This is a genomic window from Brenneria roseae subsp. americana (genome assembly GCF_003115815.1).
GTDB classification, from domain to species: domain Bacteria; phylum Pseudomonadota; class Gammaproteobacteria; order Enterobacterales; family Enterobacteriaceae; genus Brenneria; species Brenneria roseae.
On record NZ_QDKJ01000001.1, the window covers coordinates 36,183 to 56,064 of the forward strand.

Genomic DNA, 19,882 nt, shown 5'->3' on the forward strand with positions numbered 1-19,882 from the left:
GCATGTTTTAACACCGCTTTGCTCTTTTTATCGGCAATTGAACGTTTTTTCATTTTCAGGGGCTTGCGGTTAAAAAGATTTCTCGTATAATGCGCACCCCGTACCGATGCAGAATTTTATATCTGGTACGGCATTATTCCGGGCGGGAATAGCTCAGTTGGTAGAGCACGACCTTGCCAAGGTCGGGGTCGCGAGTTCGAGTCTCGTTTCCCGCTCCAAGTTTTATCGTTGTTTGTCACCAAACAAATAGCGCGCAGTCATCAGGCGTATTATCGTCTGCTCCACTATGCGGGAATAGCTCAGTTGGTAGAGCACGACCTTGCCAAGGTCGGGGTCGCGAGTTCGAGTCTCGTTTCCCGCTCCAATTCTTGTTCTATAGACTTTCACCAAAGTCTGTAGCTCTCTGATTCAACAGGGTAATCGCTCTGTTGAGCATCCAGTAAAATCCACTGAAAACCACCGTCAACCACGCCGAAGTAGTACACAAATCAGTACATGAAAATCGGGTGCCTGGCCGCCACGTTCGGCCTGCGGTATTCCCCATTCTCACGTGTGTAACGATAGATCTCGTCAAGGCGATAAGAAGCGGCCTCCTGTATGCGTACATTAGCCATACGGTCAGGCCTTGTTGCGTGCAATGATATCTGCGGCAGTCAAGGGCAAGTATGAAGATTCTGGCGCTGCGAAGGCATTAGTCAGTTCCGCTTTGAGCCGTTCGAATGCTTCTGCCTCCACCCGTTCTTTGTCCCGGCGAATCAGGTCTCGGATATACTCGCTGACGTTGTCGTAAGAACCATGTTCACCTACGTTGGCGGCCACGAAGTCACTTAACGGCCCTTTGAGGCGAACGGTCATTGTCGTGGTTCGGGACATGATTAGTTCCTCATTTTCGGATAACGCAAGAGCGAGTCGTGCCCCCAACCCGGAACTCAGGAGCACGATAAGAAAATTTATTTCGCTTTCTGGGGGTCCACGGCCCGCAAAAGGAATGCCCCGATGACACCGGAGACAACGGAGCCGAGCAGCACGCCGAGTTTCAATTCATTTTGCAACATGGGCGCATCAGGGAACGCAAGCAGGCCGATGAATAGGCTCATGGTAAAGCCGATACCGCAAAGTATCGCGACGCCATAGAGCTGCTTCCAGTTTGCTCCTGTTGGCAACTGCGCCCAGCCAAACCGGATGATCGCGAAAGACGTGAGGAAGACGCCGAATTGCTTGCCCAGGAAAAGGCCGAAAGCCACGCCAAGCGGGACAGGCTGAGCAAGATCGGCGAGGGACATATCGGCGAAGGACACGCCGGCATTCGCGAAACCGAAGAGCGGCACGATTAGGAACGTCACCCAAGGCTGTAAACCATGCTCGACCTGAAGCAATGGCGAACTCGTGTCGTCGGACCGTGCGGCGTTGGGGCGCAGTGGGATGACCAATGCCAGAATCACGCCCGCCAGCGTTGCGTGAACCCCGGATTTGAGGATGAAGAACCAAAGAATCGCGCCAAGAATAAAGTACGGCAACAGACGCACGACACCGAAGTGGTTGAGGGCGACGAGAGCAATGATCACAAGCGCGGCGGCTCCAAGCGCGGCCATGCTGAGCGAACTGGTGTAGAAGAGTGCGATGATGATGACCGCGCCCAGATCATCGATGATGGCCAGTGCCGTCAGGAAGACGCGCAGCGATATCGGAACGCGCGGACCGAGCAGGGACAGGACTCCCAGCGCGAAGGCGATATCCGTCGCGGACGGGATGGCCCATCCATTAGGATGACCGCCGTCTCCAATGTTGAAGGCCAGGAAGATCAAGGCTGGGCCGATCATGCCGCCGAGCGCGGCGCTTCCGGGCAGAATGCGTCGTGACCAGCTAGATAGCTGACCGTCCAGGACTTCGCGTTTGATTTCGAGACCGACCATCAGGAAGAATAGAACCATCAGGGCATCGTTGATCCAATGCAGGACCGACAGACCACCGACGTAGGTATGCAAGATAACATCGTAGGAGCGTCCTAAAGGCGTATTGGCGATAATGATCGCGACGGCTGCCGCTATCATCAGAACAATACCGCCAGAAGAGTTGTTGTCGAGAAACGCACGGAGAAAAGAGGCAGGACGTTTAGCCTTGACGTCGGATGTAGACATAGGTTGTTCTCATTCATCAATAAAAGGTTGAATTTAGTTCTCCGTATTTATGGGGACCCAAAGCGCACGCAGCACACGCCTAATACACCTGATATTCATTACTCATCGGAAGTTTACCGTGGGCCTGTTTTAAATGCACTTTTTTGTCGAGATACAGATATCAGCGACCGATGCCCGTTAAGTCTGTATCTTGCCTTGCAATTTAAGTGTGAAGTCTCATGCTATGGTATTCTTCGCTTATTCTGATGCGTTGATCCCGCTCCATTTTTTCTCGGTTTTGTTCAAGGAACCTGCTTATGACTTCTGTGCTTCTGTTGGATTCCCGTGCTGATGAAATTGTCCCCGTGTTACATCATGAAGCCCCAGAACTGGAACTGGTGTTATCCAATGGAACGGCGGAGCAGGCTCATGGTTATCCTGTCTGGCTTGGCGAACCGGATGTTGCCGCCGGCTTGTTGGCGCAGGGAGCAAAGCCGAAGTGGCTACAATCGACCTGGGCCGGATTTAGGCCATTGCTGGCGAAGGGATTGCCGCGCGATTATCGTCTGAGCCGCGCGGTAGGGGTATTTGGTCAACCGATTGCCGAATACGTGATTGCCCATATGCTCAAGCATGAGCTACAGCTTGATGAACGCCTGCTCAGTCAACGGCAGTGCGAGTGGAACCACCGTCTGCCGGGTTCTCTGGCTGGCAGACGCGTGCTCATTGTCGGCGCAGGAGACATTGGGTGTGAAGTGGCCGGTTTTCTACAGCCTTTCGGGGTTGCATTATTCGGGATTGTGAATAAGCCCCGAGCCTTGCCACACTTTCAGCGTGTAGTAGGGATCGCAGAACTGAAAACGGCGGTGCAGGATATGGATTACGTGATTAATATTCTGCCCGATACGACAGCAACGACCGACATCTATCATGCAGGCGTGTTTGCCGCAATGAAACCGTCAGCCTTGTTTATCAACGTAGGCCGTGGTACGGCGGTGGTGGATGAGGATCTGCTGGCGGCGTTGAGCACAAGACAAATCGCCGGTGCGGTCTTGGATGTATTTCGTCAGGAGCCTTTACCAGCAGCGCACCCGTTCTGGCAAGAACCGAAACTGACACTTACCGGCCATATTGCAGGCCCGATGGTGCCGACCCTGATGGGACGCCTATTCCTTCATAATCTGGCGCGTTTTCGTGAAGGCGGCCCGTTACGGGGAGAAGTGGACTTCTCCCGCGAATACTAAAAAGCGGCGCATATGGCATTATCGGTCGGTAGGAGATGGCGTGTATCAGGTTACTCGCCAGCGATATTTTTCCATGAAAAGGGCTTGCTAGCGTTATCCGATTAGTACATAATGCTGGCCGTTGAATCGCTTGTGCGTAAATAGTTATAAAATTCATGATGTTATGGGTAATTCATCAAGTAAAGTGATGAGTTATCGTGAAAATTTGCTTTTCACCAGAAGTGAAGGATAATTAATCCGGTTTATGCGGGAATAGCTCAGTTGGTAGAGCACGACCTTGCCAAGGTCGGGGTCGCGAGTTCGAGTCTCGTTTCCCGCTCCAATTTCTTTTCTATAGATGTCCACCAAAGTCGGTAGCTCTCTGATTCAACAGGCCAATCGCTCTGTTGAGCATCCAGCGAAATCCGCTGAAAACCACTGTCAACCACGCCGAAGTAGTACATAAATTAGTACACGAAAATCGGGTGCGTTATCGGTGAGGATTGTTTGCTGGGATCAAATCAAGACAGCGACAAACATAGAGCCTGAGTCTCAGCTTGTGAGCGCTTGTCAATTTTTTTCAATGTTTTCGCAATATCAGATTTTTTAATCATATTGCTTCTTCTAAAGCAATTTCAAAAAATAGGTTAATGGTCGTTTTTGTATATTCTTAATCTATATTAGTCCTGTCTGTTATAATATTAATGCGAAATATTAGGATCGATAACGCGTTTAATAGCTACTAATATTTTCATGACTATCCTTAATTTAATCTGTTACATCTAATGTGGCAGACTTACTTTTGTATTGGTATACCATCAATAAGTAAGTCGCTATTCCCCCGATAAGACCCCAGAATGCGGATCCGATTCCAAGTAAAGAAAATCCAGATACGGTTATCAAGAATGTTACTAATGCTGCCTCTCTCTCCTTCTCTTTTTTCATCGCCAGGGCGAGTCCATTACTCAACGAAGCAAAGAGAGCTAAACCTGCAATGGTAGCTATTAATGCTTTGGGTAATATGAAAAAAACACTTGCAACAGCAGATCCAAATAAGCCAATTATAAAATAAAATAGACCGCATAAGACTCCAGAAACATATCTCTTATCTGGGGAGTCATGCGATTCAGGACCTGTGCAAATTGCAGCTGTAATTGCTGCCAGATTAATTCCATGGGCACCAAAAGGCGCTAAAAGCATAGAGATAAAACCAGATATATAGATTAATGGGTTAGCATTGGGTTTATAGCCTGCGGCCTGGAGTACGGCTATCCCGGGTACATTCTGTGATGTCATTGTAACGATAAATAAAGGCACTGCCAGGCCAACCATAGCAGGGAGAGAGAAATTAGGCATGGTAAGGATCGGTTTAGCAAGAGAAAATTCAAAATTATTTAAATTAAATTGCCCAAAAGATCTGATTAAAACAAAACCTGAACATAATGCGAAAAGAATCGCATATCTGGGATAAAAACGTTTGCCAAAAAGATAAATAATAATTAAAGGAAAAACTAATTTTGGATCAATCCCCAGATTTATAAAAACATCTTCGCCAAAATGAAATAAAATTCCGGCTAACATCGCGGAACTTATTGATGTAGGAATTCTTCTCATTATATTTTGAAAGATACCTGTAATGCCGAAAACAAAAATAAGTGCTCCTGAAATAATAAAAGCACCAATTACATCTTCATATTTATAATGTGATAAACTGGTTACCAATAGAGCTGCTCCTGGGGTTGACCATGCAGTAATAATCGGCATTCTGTAATAAAAGCTAAGTAGTATACCTGATATAGCGCTTCCAATTGAAATTGCCCATACCCAGGAGGTAACCAACTCGGATGACATGTTCACTGTATTAGCAGCTTGAAATACAATAGCTAATGGACCTGCATAAGACACAAGAACAGCAATAAACCCTGCTATCATCGCAGAATTGGAATAATCCTTTATGAAATGGGTTAAAAACAATTTAGTTACCTCGTTAACTTTTTTGATTATAAAAATATATTAAATATTGGCAGAAATGATGTTTTTATATTTTCTTGTCGTTTTGTGACGGTTTGTTTCATTAGAAAACTAATATGCGCATTAATCGATGTCTAGTTTTTTTTGCATGGGCTAATTTTCTGATTTGTTTTACTGGCCAGCTAAAATTGATTTTAAGCAAAGAAAATTAGTTTTTTTCTGAGAGATTTTTTATTGGTACAAGGATTGCTTTCCGTATTTTGGTTAGCATATTTAAATAAAATAGTGTTTATGTCCTTTTTTTACATAAAATCCAGTTGTTTATTTCAATAATTTGCTAATGATTGTTGTATATATTTTATAAGAAAGTCATATGAGATGTAGCCAAATTTTCTAGGATTTTTATCTCAAATAGAAACAGGTTTGTTTTCAAATAATATTACAAAAGAAGCCGATACTCGCAAAGTTATGGATGATGGATCTTGAATTGTTATATTTATGTCGTTTACATGTGTGTTGTGTGTAAATAAAATGAGCTGCTCATATACTGTTGTTATTGATATAATAAGCTTCCTAATATTTATATTTAAGCGGAGACAGAGTGCGACGAACCGTGTGCAGCTTGTCTGCGGCGTCGGTCCCCGTGGAGAGGACCGACTTGAGACGCACCCGTCCTGATCTCCGGCTAGCGGCTATCAATGCCGTACGCTAAGAATGAGGTTTTAAAGACCGATGCCTGTTTATCCCCCCAGCATAATGCCGCCGTCTACGGCCAGATGCTGCCCGGTCACGAAGTCATTGGACATCAGGAATACGTAGGCGGAAGCCACTTCGTCCATGGTTGCGGTGCGACCGAGCGGGATGGCCTGGTTGAAACGCTGACGAGTGGCTTCGCGCTGTTCCTCGGGCACGTCACGCCAAAACGGCGTGACGGTCCAGGTTGGACACACCGAATTGGCGCGTGCTTTCGGCGCCAGTTCGACACCGAGTGCCTCGACCAGTGCGTTGATGCCGATATTGCCGACATAGCTTGCGCAGGCGTCCTGCGCCCGTCCCCCAGTACCCGAGGTGAAGACCAGGCTGCCGCCGGTGTTGAGTTTGCTGGCGGCGTGACGGGCAATCAGCATATTGGCGAAGAACTTGGAGTCGATGACGTGGCGGATCACCGTCAGGTCGGCATCGAGGAAGCCGCCGCCCATCGCATCGCCGACCATCGATACCAAATGGTCGAATACGGGCAGTGCCGCGAAGAAGTCCTGGAGCGATGAGGCGTCATGTGCATCAACCTGAAAGGTCGTGACCTGCGCACCCTGCGCGGTCAGTTCATCCCGCGCCTGTTTCAGCCGCTGTGCGTTGCGGCCGCCCAGTATCAGATGTCGCGCGCCAGCGGCGTGTGTCTGGTGTGCGACGCGTAGTCCGATGCCGGAGCTGCCGCCAATGATAACGATGGTCTTATCCTGGATGCTCATAATGTGTTTCAGCCTTTGAATGAGGGATCTGGCGTGCGCCCGAAAGCGCACAGGAACGTGGTGACGGCCACTTCCACCCAGTGATCGATTTGCGCGGCGGAAGGGGAGGGATCGGGATGGGTCAGGTACTGTAATTGAGCTTCGCCGCGCACCAGATTGGAAAACAGGCTAGCCATTGTTTCCACTCCAACCGTGGTCGTATCTATTTCTCCGGCCTGTTCCGCATGGGCAAGTTGCTCGGTCAATATCGCGGCAATTACGCGCGGCCCAGCCAGATAGAACGTCTGCGCCAACTGCGGGAATTTCGGCGCCTCCGCGATCGCCACCCGATAAAGCGCCAGGCCGGTAGGCGACAGCAGGATTTCAAGATAGGCGCGCCCGAGCGCCGTCAGCGTTTTGCGCAGCCCGCCGGATTGGAATCGGATATTTTGAACCGTTCGCGCGAACGTGGCGCATTCTGTCTTGATGACTGCAACGAACAGTGCCTCTTTGTTGGCGTAGTGTGCATAGACCGTGGATTTTGAGACCCCGGCCTCACGCTGGATCATGTCGGTCGTCGCCGCGCTGAAACCGTGCGCGAGGAATACCGACGTGGCGGCCTTCAGCACAAGGCGGGCCTTTTCGTTGAGGTTGTCCTGTCCTGTTTCTGGTGCAGATGGCGAGATGGTTGAAGGCGAATTCATGTGTGTACCGATCGGTTCGATTTCATCAGGATATTAGCAAGTTTTCTCCGTGGTTGTTTAAAATTTCATTATATAAATGCGATTACGCTGGGGTGAGTGATGCAGCTGGATATACCGCATCGATCAAATGGCGATGGTTAACTGCGCGTTGCGCGGGATAGGCGAGCTATTTAAGGAAACATCAGCGGGAAGTTAATGAACGCGTTATTTGTGCTTTATACTGTCGTTGTTCACACCAAACGGTAAATATCCCTGCGCCAGCAACAATCGCTGCGCCAACAATCGTTGCGGAACTGGGGATGCTGTCGAGAAAGAGATAGCCAATCAGCATCGACCAGACCAGCGTGGTGTAATCGAAAGGCGCCAGTAAAGAAGCATCGGCGTAACGCAGGCCGAGCGTCATCAGAATTTGCGCCATGCCGCCAAAAAAACCGCAGCCAATCAGCAATAGAAGCTGAGTGGCATTAGGTATGTTCCAGCCAAAAAATGCGGTGACCAGGCCAATGCACATGGTCATCAGTGAGAAATAGAAAACGATCGCGCCAGGTTTTTCTCTACCGTTGAGGAAACGAATCTGTACGGATGAGGTTGCCGAGCACAGTGCGGCCAACAGGGCAAAAATGACGCCGAGAGCAGGCGTCGCCGCGGTTGAACCGACTGAGGAAAAAACGCTGCTGGTACTCAAATGTGCGGCCAGCATGAGGATGATGCCGGAAAAACCGATAATAACCGACAGCCAGCGATAAAGGCGTACACTCTCCTTTAATAAAATCGCCGCCATGATCACGGTAAACAGTGGGGCGGCATAACTGATGGCGGTCGCATCGGCCAGGGAAATATAGATCAGCGCGATATAGTTGAAATACATCCCGCCCGTGCCGGAAATACCACGAATAAGATGGCCAAAAATATTTCTGGTTTTAATCATCTCCAGAATATTTCCCTGATATTTCAGCCAGATCAGCAGGGGGAAAAGCGCAATAAAAGAGCGAAAGAAGATCACTTCACCGGTGGGTATTTCACCATTAAGTCCTTTTACGCAGGCAAGCATCAATGTTGCACAGAGGGCCGACATTATTTTAAGTAATACGCCCATTTTAGGATTCATGCTGCCTTCTCTTTTGGTTTGATAAAACTGGAGCCGCTTTCCTGCCGGCGGGAAAGCGGCTTCTACCATAGAGTCTCCGGGAGCAACACCGTTAAGATAATTTTATTCTGTCCGAATAGTTTTTTCTTATATGCCCTTTATCTTTCAAGCCGCCGCTGTGTCGGCTTCCTTTAATGAAATCCATTGGGTTGGCATCCTGCGGATGGTATTTTTTATTTTGGTCGCGTCATACAAATTTAGTATTGCCACAAAAAGTTTCCCTCTTATACAAGTCCCGGTGTTGCTTATATATTCGAAGCGTCATGACCATAAACGGTATTATTCGGAAAGGAATGACCTGTTTTAACAGAAGATAATGCCTATTTAATCTGATCCTTTGGAATTATAAATGACCATTCTGTCTGGAGAGGCTCGCACGCGTCCCTCGTTCATGCTCACCGGTCAAGGTGAAAAGGTAAAGATCTCCACCATTGGCAGCCGCGCCTATTTAGTTGAAGCGCCCGGCGAGTTTGATCTGCCCGCTCAGCGGAGAATTTGGGCGCTGGCGGCGGCGCTTGAACACCGTGATGACGTCGAAGCATTGATCCCGGGCGTCACTAATCTGCTGGTGCTGTTCAAACACACGCCGACGGATAGCGATAGCGTCTGCGTCCTCCTCCTTGAGCATTGGGAGCAGGCTCAAGCTATCGGTCATGTTGGCAAGCTGATTGAAATTCCCGTTTGCTACGGTGGCGAACACGCAACGGATCTCGCCAGCGTCTGTCTGCACACCGGATTATCCGAGCATGAGGTGATTCGCCGTCATTATCAGGGCAGTTACACCGTCTTTGCATTGGGCAGCGCGCCGGGGTTTGGCTATTTGCACGGGTTGGACCCCATTCTGGCGACGCCGCGTAAAAAAGTACCATCTTTACATATGCTTAAGGGCACGGTCACCATCGGCGGTATGCAAACCGGGGTTTCCGTGCTCACCGGCCCGAATGGCTGGAACGCTATTGGTTATGCGGATATTCCTCTGTTTGATCCCGCGGCTGAGGTGCCGGCATTGATGGCGCCCGGCGACAGGGTACGTTTTCTGCCTGAAAGGATTGAACTGTGATTGAGGTACTAAAAACCGGGCCGCTGAATACGGTGCAGGATTTAGGACGCACCGGGTTTCGCCATTTCGGGGTATCGGTAAGCGGCGCGATGGATAGCCTGGCCCTGCGTGCGGGCAATCGTATGCTGGGGAATGACGAGGGCGCGGCGGGGTTGGAAATCCAGTTTTTTCCTTTTCGGGTGCGTTTTTTGGCCGATGCCACGATTGCGTTGACCGGCGCTGACTGTCGCGCACGGTTAGATGATGTTGCCCTGCCGCCGTGGTGGATGCATCGGGTTCACGCGGGCCAACAGCTTGAAATGCGTTATCCCGCTCAGGGCGTAAGAGGCTATCTCTGCGTCGCCGGCGGCATTGATGTGCCGCTGGTGATGGGATCGCGCAGCACCGCATTACGCGGGGGATTCGGGGGATGGCAGGGGCGGCCGTTGCAATCGGGCGACATGTTGCCTGTCGGGCGGGTTGACGGCTGGTCGTTGCCTGACGGTGGTATCGGCGTTGAGCCTCCTTCCGTGGCATTGAACGCGTTTTTTCCTCATACGCCGGAGGGCGTGCTGCAACTGCGCGCGATTCCTGCCGGCGAATACGATTTGTTCGCTGCCGATGCCCGCCGTTTCTGGTCGCAGCAGTGGACGATTTCTATGCAGAGTAACCGCACGGGCTATCGTTTGTCAGGCGAGCCGCTCAGGCCGGAAAAGGTGGTGGAGATGCGTTCTTACGGTCTGATCCCCGGCATCGTTCAGGTGCCGCCGGCCGGGGAGCCGATTATTCAACTGAGCGATGCCAACACTGCCGGCGGCTATCCGAAAATTGCCGGCATCATTGAGCATGACCTGTGGCGGCTGGCGCAGGTGCCGCCGGGCAACAAGCTGCAACTGGTCGAGAGTGACGCCGCGGAGGCCATCGCGGTGGAGCAGGCGATTGAGAACTATCTGACGACGATCCAACACGGCGTTCGCGCGCTGGTACAGGCCGTCGACAGATAACGATTTTCTATGATGTTTTATGAAAAGGTAGCGATATCATGAAAATAGATATTAATTCCGACATGGGGGAAGGCTTTGGCGTCTACCGGCTTTGTGACGACGACAAGCTAATGCAGGCGGTCTCTTCTGCCAACATCGCCTGTGGCTTTCATGCCGGCGATCCGGACATTATGACGCGCATGGTGCGCCTGGCAAAAGCGCAGGGGGTCGGAATCGGCGCGCATCCCGGATTTCCGGACCGCAAAGGGTTCGGTCGTAAAGAACTGCCGTTTAGTGCGGAAGAGATCCGCCAGCAGGTGCTGTATCAGTTGGGGGCGCTTTACGCGATTGCGAAAGCGGAAGGTGCGAAAGTGGCGCACGTGAGCTTTCATGCGGCGATGGGCAATATGATTAACCGCGATTTCTCTCTGGCGTTGATGGTGATGGAAGCGATAAAAAGCGTTGATCCGGCGCTGATTATTTTCTCGCAGCCGGATACTTACGTAGAGCAGGCCGCGAAGCAGTGCGGGCTCAAGACGTTGACCTTATTTCTGGCCGATCGCGCTTATGATAATAAAGGCCAACTGGTGCCGCGCGGCATTGCCGGTTCGGTGATTAATGACGAAACCGCCGTGCGCGCCAGAGTGCGTCAATTTTTACTTGATGGCACGGTCACCACGTTTGACGGCGCTGTCATCGCGGTGAGAGCCCGCTCGATTTTGATCCATAGCGATACGCCGGGTTCGCTCGAACTGGCACGTATCGTGAGGAGTGAAATTGAAGCCAACGGCGGCACCGTGGCACCGGCGGCGGCAGTGTTGGCGCAATAACCTTTATTTTATCGGGGTGAGTATGAATATCAGACGGTTAAAATCATTTATCACCATCGTTGATATAGGAAGTATCACTCGCGCAGCCGATGCTCTGCACATTGCTCAGCCCGCATTAAGCCAGCAGCTTGTCTCGCTGGAGGATCATTTTAAACGCAAATTGCTGATCCGCAGCCAGCAGGGCGTGATCCCGACGGAAGCCGGCAAGGTGTTGTATAGCCATGCCAATACGATCCTGCGTCAGATGCGGCAGGCGGAGATGGAGGTGCTGAATGCCGGTCAGATGCTGGTTGGCCGGGTATCCGTTGGCCTGGCGCCGTTCAGCGTGGCCGCCACCTTATCCATGACGCTGTTTGCCGAGATGCGTAAGCGTCATCCGGGCATTCTTCTGCATCTTGTGGAAAGCGTCGGGCAGGCCTATAGCGAACTGATTGTGAATGGCCGTCTGGAAATGGCGCTGATCCATGGCACCGGCGGCATCAAAGGACTGCATTACGAGCCACAGTTGGTGGAGGAGTTTTTCCTGGTGGCCCACGAGAACTTTGATATCGACGATGATGGCGGCCCATTGGCGGTCGAACAGCTCAGTTCGCTGCCGATGCTGTTGCCGCCGGAATATAATTTCGTCCGGCGCGCCGTGGATAAGGCATTCAGTCAAAATCAGGTCAGCATGAATATTATCGGTGAACTGGAGGCGGTAAAGAGTATTTCTAAAGCGGTCGGCGCCGGTTTGGGGGTGACCATTATGCCGCGCGCCATTGCCGATCGGATCCAATCGGAGTCGCCGGATGTGATCATTCGCTCCATTGCTTCACCCGTGATCGAAGAGACGCTGTCGCTGTGTGTTTCCGATCTCTCGCCGTTATCTGAGCCTGCAACGGCGGTACGCGATCTGCTTATGGAATTAACGTCGTCGCTGTAAGCCGGCTGATCTACAGCATTGCTTCCTTGCGGCAGTTCACCAGCAGTTCCGCGATGGACAGATTATTGGGCAGCCGTAACAGCAAATCGACCATCTCGGCGAGATCTTCCGGTTGCGTCATCTCTTCGCGCGTCACTTCGGTTTCTCCTGCGGTCATGTCGGTGGCGATATAGCCAGGACAGAGCGCCGTTGCCCGCACGCCGTTCTCCCAGCATTCCTGGCGAATACCGTGCGTCAGCGCCACCACGGCGAATTTGGTCATGGCATAGCCGACATTGCTGCCCACCCGGCGGCCGGCAAGCGACGCGACATTAATCACTCTGCCGTTGCCAGCGGTAAATAAAAAGGGCAGAGCGGCGCGGCTCAGGCGTAACGGCCCTTTCACATTGATACGCCACATGTTGTCGAGGGCCTTTTCTCCGTCGTCCAGTACGCGCACGCGAGGGTTGATACCGGCGCAGTTGATCAATGCATCAATGCGGCCCAGCTTGGCCGCGGTCTGTTCAACCCAGGTTTCGCCCGATCCCGCCTCCAGCGCATCGTAGTGGAAAACGTGCAACCGCGCCGTTGCGGTCAGCGCCGCAGGGTTACGCACCCCGGCGGAGACGGTAAAGCCGGATTGCAGCAGACGCTGCACAATGTGGAAACCAAGGCCGCGAGAGGCCCCGGAAACCATTACTACGCGCGGATGTGCTTCAAGCATGGGGTTCTCCTCCGTGCATGCCTGCGCAAAAAGCCGCCAGACGATCGCAGCCTTCAGCCAATATTTCCATGCTGGTGGCATAAGAGAGCCGGAAAAAGGGACTCATACCGTAAGCCGCCCCTTGTACGGTAACGACGTGCTGTTCTTCAATCAGCGCCATCACGAAATCGGCGTCATTGGTGATTTTGCGTCCGCCCTGCGTGGTTTTACCAATCAGTGAGGAAATATTCACGAACAGATAAAACGCCCCCTGCGGTTTATGGCAGCGCAGGCCTTCAATGGCGCTCAGTCGTTCCAAAACATAATCCCGGCGCTGGCGGTAAATTTCCGCACGTTCTTTAAGTAAAGTCTGTGGCCCGTCCAGTGCGGCCACTGCCGCTGCCTGGGTCAGCGTGCATACTCCGCCGCCGTTCTGCGTATTGACATTGCTCATCGCCTTAATCAGATCGCCGGGACCGCCGCAAAAACCCAGCCGCCAGCCGGTCATCGAATAGGCTTTGGAGACGCCGTTCACCGTCAGAACACGGTCGAACAGGCGTGGTTCCACTTCAGCGATGGTGTAGAAGGTGACGTCGTCATAGATCAGGTGTTCGTAGATATCGTCAGTCATGATCCAGACATGAGGGTGGCGCAGCATTACCTCGGCAATCGCCTGCATCTCTTCCCGGGTACAAACGGCGCCGGTCGGATTGCCGGGATAATTCAGCAGCAGCCATTTCGTGTTGGGGGTAATGGCCGCCTCCAGGTCAGCGGGCCGTGGCTTAAAACCATTGTCCTGCGGGCAGTTGACCGGCACGGGAGTGGCGCCGGCGAATTTCACAATATCCGCATAGCTGATCCATGACGGCGACGGGATCAGCACTTCATCGCCGGGATTACAGGTTGCCATGATGGCATTAAAAATGATCTGTTTTGCTCCGCCGGCGGTCAGGATCTGGCTGACCTCATAATTGAGATGGTTATCCCGTTTGAACTTGCGTTGGATCGCCGCCCGCAATGCCGGCGTGCCATCGGTCGGCGGATAGCGCGTATCGCCCGCGCGGGCGGCGGCGTAGGCGGCTTCTGTGGCATGTTCCGGCGTGGGGAAATCGGGTTCGCCGGTAGACAGGCCGATAACATGCACGCCCTGAGCGGCAAGATCCCGTGCTTTCTGCGTCATTGCGACGGAGGCAGATACAGTAACATTCTTTAAGCGATCGGCTATTTCAGGCATGGTGCAGAGATCCAAAAAGTCAGGGAAGGACGGCCCGTTACGAAAACATCCATCAGATATTTTTCTCCGCGGCAGTCGAATAAGGGTGATGACATAGGGTCGTGAAAAGAGTACGGGAGAAAAGATTTATTAATCAAATAGCACTTTGTTGTGGTGACATAACATAAAACGATAGTGAGTAAGGCGCAGGTGAAAATAGAAAGAGAAATAGTGGGGGTTAGTGAGGAATGTCTTTTTTTGTCTTTAATTTCCAAGGTGATAGAGAAAGAGAATTCGTTATTAACCATCCATAACAAGAGAGAATATAAGCATACTAAAAAAGTATTATTGTTTATCTTGTCAATTATATTACCGTTTTGGAAATGAATGGCTAATAAAGATCATTTTATTTCAATTAATTATCATCACTTTTCCGATTTTCTGTATCCTGTTTTGATATGCCGGCATGGTAATAATGACTTTCGCCATAGATTGAAATGAGTTTACTTACAGGAAATTCAATGACAGATATTTCAGAGTCCGTTAATCGCTCACGAAAATTAATACGCTGGCAATCACCTTCGTTATTGATTGTACCATTACTGGTGTTTCAGATTTTTTTCTTTTTTGTTCCCGCTATTCGTCTGATGTCTTTTAGCGTAATGACGCAATCGTCCACCGGTGATATTGGTTCTCCTTATACCTTTTCTCATTATATTCATTTTTTCGAAGTGGCGTTATATAGCAAAGTCCTCTGGACCACGCTGCGTATCAGTGTGATCACGGCGCTGATAGCGGCGGTGTTGGCCTATCCGATCGCCATCGTGCTGGTGCGCGGAAATGCATGGTTCTCCCGCGTGTTGACGCTAATCATTATCGCCCCTCTGGCGGTGAGCGTGGTGGTTCGCGCCTATGGCTGGCAGTTGATTTTAAATAACGGTCCCAGCGGGCTTATTAACTATGTGTTACTGCATCTGGGGATCATTGAACGCCCTAACGCGTTGATGTTTACCGAATGGGCGGTCATTATCGGTTCGTTGCATATTTTCTTTCCGATGATGGTGTTACCGCTCGCGTCGGCTCTGGGAAAAATCGATCCCAATCTGCAATCTGCGGCCCGCACGTTAGGCGCGCCGCCCTGGAGCGTATTCCTGCGCGTGACCCTGCCATTGAGTCTTCCCGGGCTGGTCGCCGGTATGACGCTGGTCTTTTCGCTGGCGGCGGGCTCTTATGTGATCCCCTCGTTGATCGGCGGACCACAGGCGCAAATGCTTGGCAACCTCGCTGAACAGCAAATCGTCGCGGTTTATGACTGGCCGTTTGGCGCCGCCATCGCCACCATTCTGGTGTTTATCGTCATTGCCGTGAATACCCTGTCTATGAAACTGCTTAGCGGGCGCCGCCTGCACGGAGAAACGAAATGAATAACAGTCTGAGTGGTTTCTCCGGCCTGCTGCTTTACATTATGGCCGCCGTTATGCTGATTTTCATTCTGACGCCTATCCTGCTTATCGTGGTGATTTCGTTTTCCGACGGTTACTTCGTCAGTTTTCCGCCGACCGGTTTTACCCTCGACTGGTATCGTAATGTGCTGACCAATCGCGAGTTTACCGGCGCGCTGCTGTTTAGCACCTTGCTGGCGATAGGTTCGACGCTACTGTCGCTGCTGCTCGGCGTACCCGCCGCCTTTGCGCTGGTGCGCGGCAAGCTGCCTTTTTCCTCGCTGTGTAAAGGTCTGCTGATGTCGCCGCTGATTTTCCCGGTATTGATCACCGGTCTGGCATTGCTGCAACTGTTTTCCAGCTACGGCTGGGGTAACGTCAAACTTAACCTGCTGCTGGCCCACACCGTGGTTACCTCGCCCTACGTGGTGCGCACGGTGTTGACCAGTCTGGAGCTGGTGAATCCCAGTCTGGAAGAAGCGGCCAGAACCCTGGGGGCCAGTCGCGCCGCCACGTTTCGTCATGTCATTTTCCCACAGATTGCCCCTGGCGTGATGTCAGGCGCCATCTTCTGTTTCATGGTTTCTTTCGACAACTACCCGGTTTCCATGTGGTTGGCTGACTCGGTCAACACTCCCGTACCGGTGGTGTTGTATCGCCAGATAGGCACCGTGTTTGATCCCTCGGTGGCAACAATGTCCACCTTGATTATCGTCCTGGCAACGATTGTCGTCCTGGCGCTTGAGCGGCTGGTCGGTTTGCGTCGCGCCATGGCTGCATAGCATTTTAAAAACACCAGAAGAGGAATTGATATGACCATGAAGCGACGTACCTTTTTGAAAGCGATGGCGGGCACCGCGCTGCTTCCTTATCTGAATACCAGGGTAAATGCGGCAGATCGCATATTACAGGTTGGTGTTTATAACTCGGCACAGGGCGCGCTGATCAAAAAAGAGGTGATCCCGGCGTTTGAGAAAGACTACACCTGTCGGGTATTAACGACGGAAGGCGCAACGCTGGCTAACATTGCGTCGCTGCGGGCGACGAAAAACAAACCTATTTATAGCGTGATGTCGATGGATGATATCGGCGTGCCGCAGGCGAAAGAAGAAGGATTGATTGAGCAGTTGCCGATTGATGAAATCCCGAACCTGAAAAATGTGTTCGACCGCTATTTATTCAATGACAACTATGGCGTCGGCTTTTCGGTTTCGATGGCCGGGCTGTTTATTAATACCAGTATGATGCAACCCATCAAAAGCTATGCCGAGATCTTCGATCCCAAATATGCGCATCAAATGATCCTGAATACGCCGAAAAACACCCAAAGCATTCTGATGCTGATTGTCGCGGCCGCGCTGGCGACAGGTAAGCCGCTGCAAGAAGCGCAGTATCTTATCGATCAAGGCTGGGAAAAACTGGCGCAGCTGAAGCCTAATGTCATGACGGTTTACGATGGCGAATCTCAGGTCATGATGGTGGCGCAAGGGCAGGCGATGATCGGCGGCATTGAATATTCGAAGGCCATCTACCCGCACACCAAAAAAGGTATTCCGCTGGATATGACCTATCCGCAGGAAGGCGCTTTTACCGGAATAAATGGGTTGGTGCTGGTGAAAGGCGCGCCGCAGCGTGAACTCGGGCTGGCCTGGATAAACCGGCTGCTGGAGCCCTCCGTGCAGAAAATGCTGGCGGAAGCGACGCTGAGCGCGCCAACGGTTCGCGACATTGAGTTCGATGCCGAGACGTTGAAATACCTGGCTTATCCGGAAAGCAAAATGAATGAGCTGAATCTGTTTACGCCAGACTGGACCTACATTATTCCACGTCGCGCCGAGTTGTTGGAAAAATATAACCAGACGTTTTCAGGTTGAGGCCGTTCTATGTTGAGATCTTTTGAAGTTCGTTTAGATAACCTGTGTAAACACTATGGCAAAACGGTCGCGGTAGATGACGTCTCGCTGGTGGTGAACGCCGGCGAGATCCTGGCGTTGCTCGGCCCCAGCGGCTGCGGAAAAACCACCTGCCTGCGTATGATTGCCGGTTTGGTTTCGCCGACCTCCGGCGACATTCTGGTCGGGGGCCGCTCGATCGTTGAGACGGCGGTGCACCGACGCAATGTCGGTATGCTGTTTCAGAACTATGCGTTATTTCCGCATATGACCGTGGCGGAAAACGTCGCCTTTGGCCTGAAAATGCGCGGCATGTCAAAGTCTGAGTACGGTGAAAAAGTGACCCGGGCGCTGGATATGGTTCAGTTGAAAACATTCAGCGATCGCCTGCCGTCGCAGCTTTCCGGTGGTCAACAGCAGCGCGTTTCTCTGGCGCGCGCGCTGGTGATTGAGCCGGATATGCTATTGCTGGATGAACCGCTGGGCGCGTTGGATAAAAGTCTGCGGGAAAGCATGCAGCTTGAGATCCGCAATCTCCAACGACGATTGGGGCTGACCACCATTATGGTGACGCACGATCAGGACGAGGCGCTGACCATGGCCGATAAGATTGCGGTGATGCATAACGGGCGGCTGGAGCAGATTGCTCCGGCGGCAGAGATTTATCAGCGGCCGGTCAACCATTTTGTGGCGGGATTTATCGGCGCCTCAAACTTTCTGCCAGCGCGTATTGAACAGCGTCATCAGAGCGGCACCCGGCTGGTTACGCCATCGGGACTGGCGCTCGATGTGACGCAGTGCGAGATGCCGGCGGAACAGGTGATGGTTACCGTCCGACCGGAAGCCATTTCTATTCGGCCCTTGTCGGCCGAGACGCATGTCTCCGGTGTGAACTGCGCGAAGGCCGAGGTGACACAGGTGGTTTATCGCGGTTATATGTTGCATTACACGCTGCGGCTGGAAGGGGGCGAGGAGATGATCGCCTGGCGGCAAACCCAGGGTGAGAACGCGGGGGGAATCTATCCTGTTGGCGCGAAGGTGCGTTTGGACTGGCACACCGAGAGTAATCATGTGATTGCCGCCTGAACCGGTGATTGCCTCTCGCCATCGCGGTTTGCCTTGTGGCAGTGCCGTATCTGCCGCGATGCGGCGGCGGGCATGGCGGAAAACCTAACGACGATGGCGCTCTATTTTTATGATTTTATTATGTTTATGTTGATTTCGACTGAGAAGGCGATGGGTGAGGCGAAAGTGGTATCAATATTGCTTCATTTAATTTCCGGTACATCGCTTTGAGGAATCAGTCATGAATCTCCGTCGACTTAAGTATTTTATTAAAATCGTTGATGTCGGCAGTCTGACGCAGGCCGCTGATGTTCTCCATATTGCGCAACCGGCGCTAAGTCAGCAACTGGCGACGTTGGAAGGCGAAGTGAATCAGCAACTGCTGATACGCACGAAGCGTGGCGTGACGCCAACGGAAGCGGGGAAAATTCTCTACACCCATGCCCAGGTGATTTTACGGCAGTGCAGTCAGGCGCAAAATGCGATTGATGGTTCCGGGCTGTCTCTCTCTGGCGAAGTCTCTGTCGGGTTGGCGCCTGGCACGGCGGCGCAGCAGTTGGCTATTCCTTTAATGGAAGAAGTTCATCGCCAGCATCCCGGAATTTTGCTCTATTTCAATGAGAATTTCGGCACCACGCTCAGCGAACTGATTATGAATGGCCGCATGGATATGGCGGTGATCTATGGCAATCGTGAGATCCACGGCTTACGTTTTCTGCCGCTGATGAAAGAAGAACTCTATTTCATTTGTCCTATGGGGCTGGGCGCGCCGCAGAAAAAAATTTCGCTGGCCGACGTCGTGGATTATGAGCTGTTCCTGCCGCGAATCTACAATATTATGCGTAAGCTGCTGGATGAGGCTTTTGTCCAGCAACACCTGTCTTACCGGGTGAAATGTGAGATTGAATCCATCACGACGCTGACCAACGCGGTGGCCGCCGGCTTAGGCTGTACCGTGCTGCCGGAATCGGCGGCGCGCGTCATGTTGAAATCCGCCAATGCCTGGATGGCGAAAATTGATAATCCGGAAGTACTGGCCCCGCTTTCGTTCTGTATGTCAGATCATTTGCCGCTGTCGCAACCTGCTGAAGCGGTGAAAACCATTTTGCTGTCATTGTTGGCCAATCGCACGGTGGATAATCGACCGCTGACGTTGGTTGGATGATACGCACGCCGGGGCTGGCAAGGAAAAACCTCTTATCTG

Annotated in this window: 18 protein-coding genes and 3 tRNA genes; 13 read left to right on the top strand and 8 right to left on the bottom strand. The window is 51.8% G+C overall.

Going from position 1 to position 19,882, the window contains the following annotated elements; translation table 11 throughout:
• The first annotated feature begins 142 nt into the window (after nucleotides 1-142).
• Together B4923_RS00130 and B4923_RS00135 are read left to right on the top strand one after the other, a co-directional pair.
• Nucleotides 143-218: transfer RNA gene (locus tag B4923_RS00130), tRNA-Gly, on the top strand.
• A gap of 70 nt (nucleotides 219-288) precedes the next feature.
• A tRNA-Gly gene (locus B4923_RS00135) sits at nucleotides 289-364 on the top strand.
• A 254-nt stretch (nucleotides 365-618) separates the two neighbouring features.
• On the opposite strand, the gene B4923_RS00145 is transcribed toward B4923_RS00135, so the two are convergent.
• Entirely contained in the window at nucleotides 619-873 is a 255-nt protein-coding gene (locus B4923_RS00145; RefSeq protein ID WP_109052333.1) for a ribbon-helix-helix domain-containing protein, read from the bottom strand.
• A 77-nt stretch (nucleotides 874-950) separates the two neighbouring features.
• Nucleotides 951-2,138, bottom strand: coding sequence for a Na+/H+ antiporter NhaA (gene nhaA / locus B4923_RS00150; RefSeq protein WP_109052334.1), 1,188 nt, complete (start codon nucleotides 2,136-2,138; stop codon nucleotides 951-953).
• A 296-nt stretch (nucleotides 2,139-2,434) separates the two neighbouring features.
• On the opposite strand from nhaA, the gene B4923_RS00155 reads away from it, so the two are divergent.
• Entirely contained in the window at nucleotides 2,435-3,361 is a 927-nt protein-coding gene (locus B4923_RS00155) for a D-2-hydroxyacid dehydrogenase (protein ID WP_109052335.1), read from the top strand.
• A 246-nt stretch (nucleotides 3,362-3,607) separates the two neighbouring features.
• A tRNA-Gly gene (locus tag B4923_RS00160) sits at nucleotides 3,608-3,683 on the top strand.
• A 425-nt stretch (nucleotides 3,684-4,108) separates the two neighbouring features.
• Here the strand turns inward: B4923_RS00160 and B4923_RS00165 are convergent.
• The 4 genes from B4923_RS00165 to B4923_RS00180 all read right to left on the bottom strand — a co-directional run bounded on the left by B4923_RS00165 (nucleotide 4,109) and on the right by B4923_RS00180 (nucleotide 8,571).
• A complete protein-coding gene (locus B4923_RS00165; RefSeq protein WP_245929460.1) occupies nucleotides 4,109-5,314 on the bottom strand; it encodes a benzoate/H(+) symporter BenE family transporter in 1,206 nt (401 codons plus the stop codon).
• A 737-nt stretch (nucleotides 5,315-6,051) separates the two neighbouring features.
• A complete protein-coding gene (locus B4923_RS00170; protein WP_245929461.1) occupies nucleotides 6,052-6,780 on the bottom strand; it encodes an SDR family oxidoreductase in 729 nt (242 codons plus the stop codon).
• Nucleotides 6,781-6,788: 8 nt separating this feature from the next.
• Complete coding sequence (locus B4923_RS00175) at nucleotides 6,789-7,463, bottom strand: TetR/AcrR family transcriptional regulator (RefSeq protein ID WP_109052337.1); 675 nt, start codon at nucleotides 7,461-7,463, stop codon at nucleotides 6,789-6,791.
• 181 nt (nucleotides 7,464-7,644) lie between these two features.
• Nucleotides 7,645-8,571: a DMT family transporter gene (locus B4923_RS00180; protein WP_109052661.1), complete on the bottom strand. Its 927-nt coding sequence runs from the start codon at nucleotides 8,569-8,571 to the stop codon at nucleotides 7,645-7,647.
• Between the two features lie 430 nt (nucleotides 8,572-9,001).
• Between B4923_RS00180 and pxpB the strand changes: the two genes are divergently transcribed.
• From pxpB to nac (B4923_RS00200), 4 genes are read left to right on the top strand one after another with little or no spacing between them, the layout of a single operon-like run.
• On the top strand, nucleotides 9,002-9,670 hold the full coding sequence (gene pxpB / locus B4923_RS00185) for a 5-oxoprolinase subunit PxpB (protein WP_245929468.1): 669 nt from the start codon (nucleotides 9,002-9,004) through the stop codon (nucleotides 9,668-9,670).
• Nucleotides 9,667-10,653, top strand: a complete 987-nt coding sequence (locus B4923_RS00190) for a 5-oxoprolinase subunit C family protein (protein WP_109052339.1) — start codon at nucleotides 9,667-9,669, stop codon at nucleotides 10,651-10,653. Before pxpB ends, B4923_RS00190 begins: the two co-directional genes overlap by 4 nt.
• Nucleotides 10,654-10,691: 38 nt before the next feature.
• Nucleotides 10,692-11,462 carry a 5-oxoprolinase subunit PxpA gene (locus B4923_RS00195; protein ID WP_109052340.1) on the top strand — a complete coding sequence of 257 codons (771 nt, stop codon included), beginning with the start codon at nucleotides 10,692-10,694 and terminating at the stop codon, nucleotides 11,460-11,462.
• Nucleotides 11,463-11,484: 22 nt separating this feature from the next.
• Nucleotides 11,485-12,384: a nitrogen assimilation transcriptional regulator NAC gene (nac, locus tag B4923_RS00200; RefSeq protein WP_109052341.1), complete on the top strand. Its 900-nt coding sequence runs from the start codon at nucleotides 11,485-11,487 to the stop codon at nucleotides 12,382-12,384.
• A gap of 10 nt (nucleotides 12,385-12,394) precedes the next feature.
• Here the strand turns inward: nac (B4923_RS00200) and B4923_RS00205 are convergent, their stop codons facing one another.
• Both B4923_RS00205 and B4923_RS00210 read right to left on the bottom strand, forming a co-directional pair.
• Nucleotides 12,395-13,087, bottom strand: coding sequence for an SDR family NAD(P)-dependent oxidoreductase (locus B4923_RS00205; RefSeq protein WP_109052342.1), 693 nt, complete (start codon nucleotides 13,085-13,087; stop codon nucleotides 12,395-12,397).
• The gene (locus tag B4923_RS00210) at nucleotides 13,080-14,300 is read right to left on the bottom strand and encodes a pyridoxal phosphate-dependent aminotransferase (protein ID WP_109052343.1); all 1,221 of its coding nucleotides are present in this window, start codon (nucleotides 14,298-14,300) and stop codon (nucleotides 13,080-13,082) included. Before B4923_RS00210 ends, B4923_RS00205 begins: the two co-directional genes overlap by 8 nt.
• 500 nt (nucleotides 14,301-14,800) lie before the next feature.
• On the opposite strand from B4923_RS00210, the gene B4923_RS00215 reads away from it, so the two are divergent.
• The 5 genes from B4923_RS00215 (at nucleotide 14,801) to nac (B4923_RS00235) (ending at nucleotide 19,843) form a co-directional block, all read left to right on the top strand.
• On the top strand, nucleotides 14,801-15,703 hold the full coding sequence (locus B4923_RS00215; RefSeq protein WP_109052344.1) for an ABC transporter permease: 903 nt from the start codon (nucleotides 14,801-14,803) through the stop codon (nucleotides 15,701-15,703).
• Complete coding sequence (locus B4923_RS00220) at nucleotides 15,700-16,503, top strand: ABC transporter permease (protein WP_109052345.1); 804 nt, start codon at nucleotides 15,700-15,702, stop codon at nucleotides 16,501-16,503. Before B4923_RS00215 ends, B4923_RS00220 begins: the two co-directional genes overlap by 4 nt.
• Nucleotides 16,504-16,533: 30 nt before the next feature.
• Complete coding sequence (locus B4923_RS00225) at nucleotides 16,534-17,595, top strand: extracellular solute-binding protein (protein WP_170115988.1); 1,062 nt, start codon at nucleotides 16,534-16,536, stop codon at nucleotides 17,593-17,595.
• Between the two features lie 9 nt (nucleotides 17,596-17,604).
• Complete coding sequence (locus tag B4923_RS00230) at nucleotides 17,605-18,699, top strand: ABC transporter ATP-binding protein (RefSeq protein WP_109052346.1); 1,095 nt, start codon at nucleotides 17,605-17,607, stop codon at nucleotides 18,697-18,699.
• 220 nt (nucleotides 18,700-18,919) lie between these two features.
• Nucleotides 18,920-19,843: a nitrogen assimilation transcriptional regulator NAC gene (gene nac / locus B4923_RS00235; protein ID WP_109052347.1), complete on the top strand. Its 924-nt coding sequence runs from the start codon at nucleotides 18,920-18,922 to the stop codon at nucleotides 19,841-19,843.
• Nucleotides 19,844-19,882: the final 39 nt, after the last annotated feature.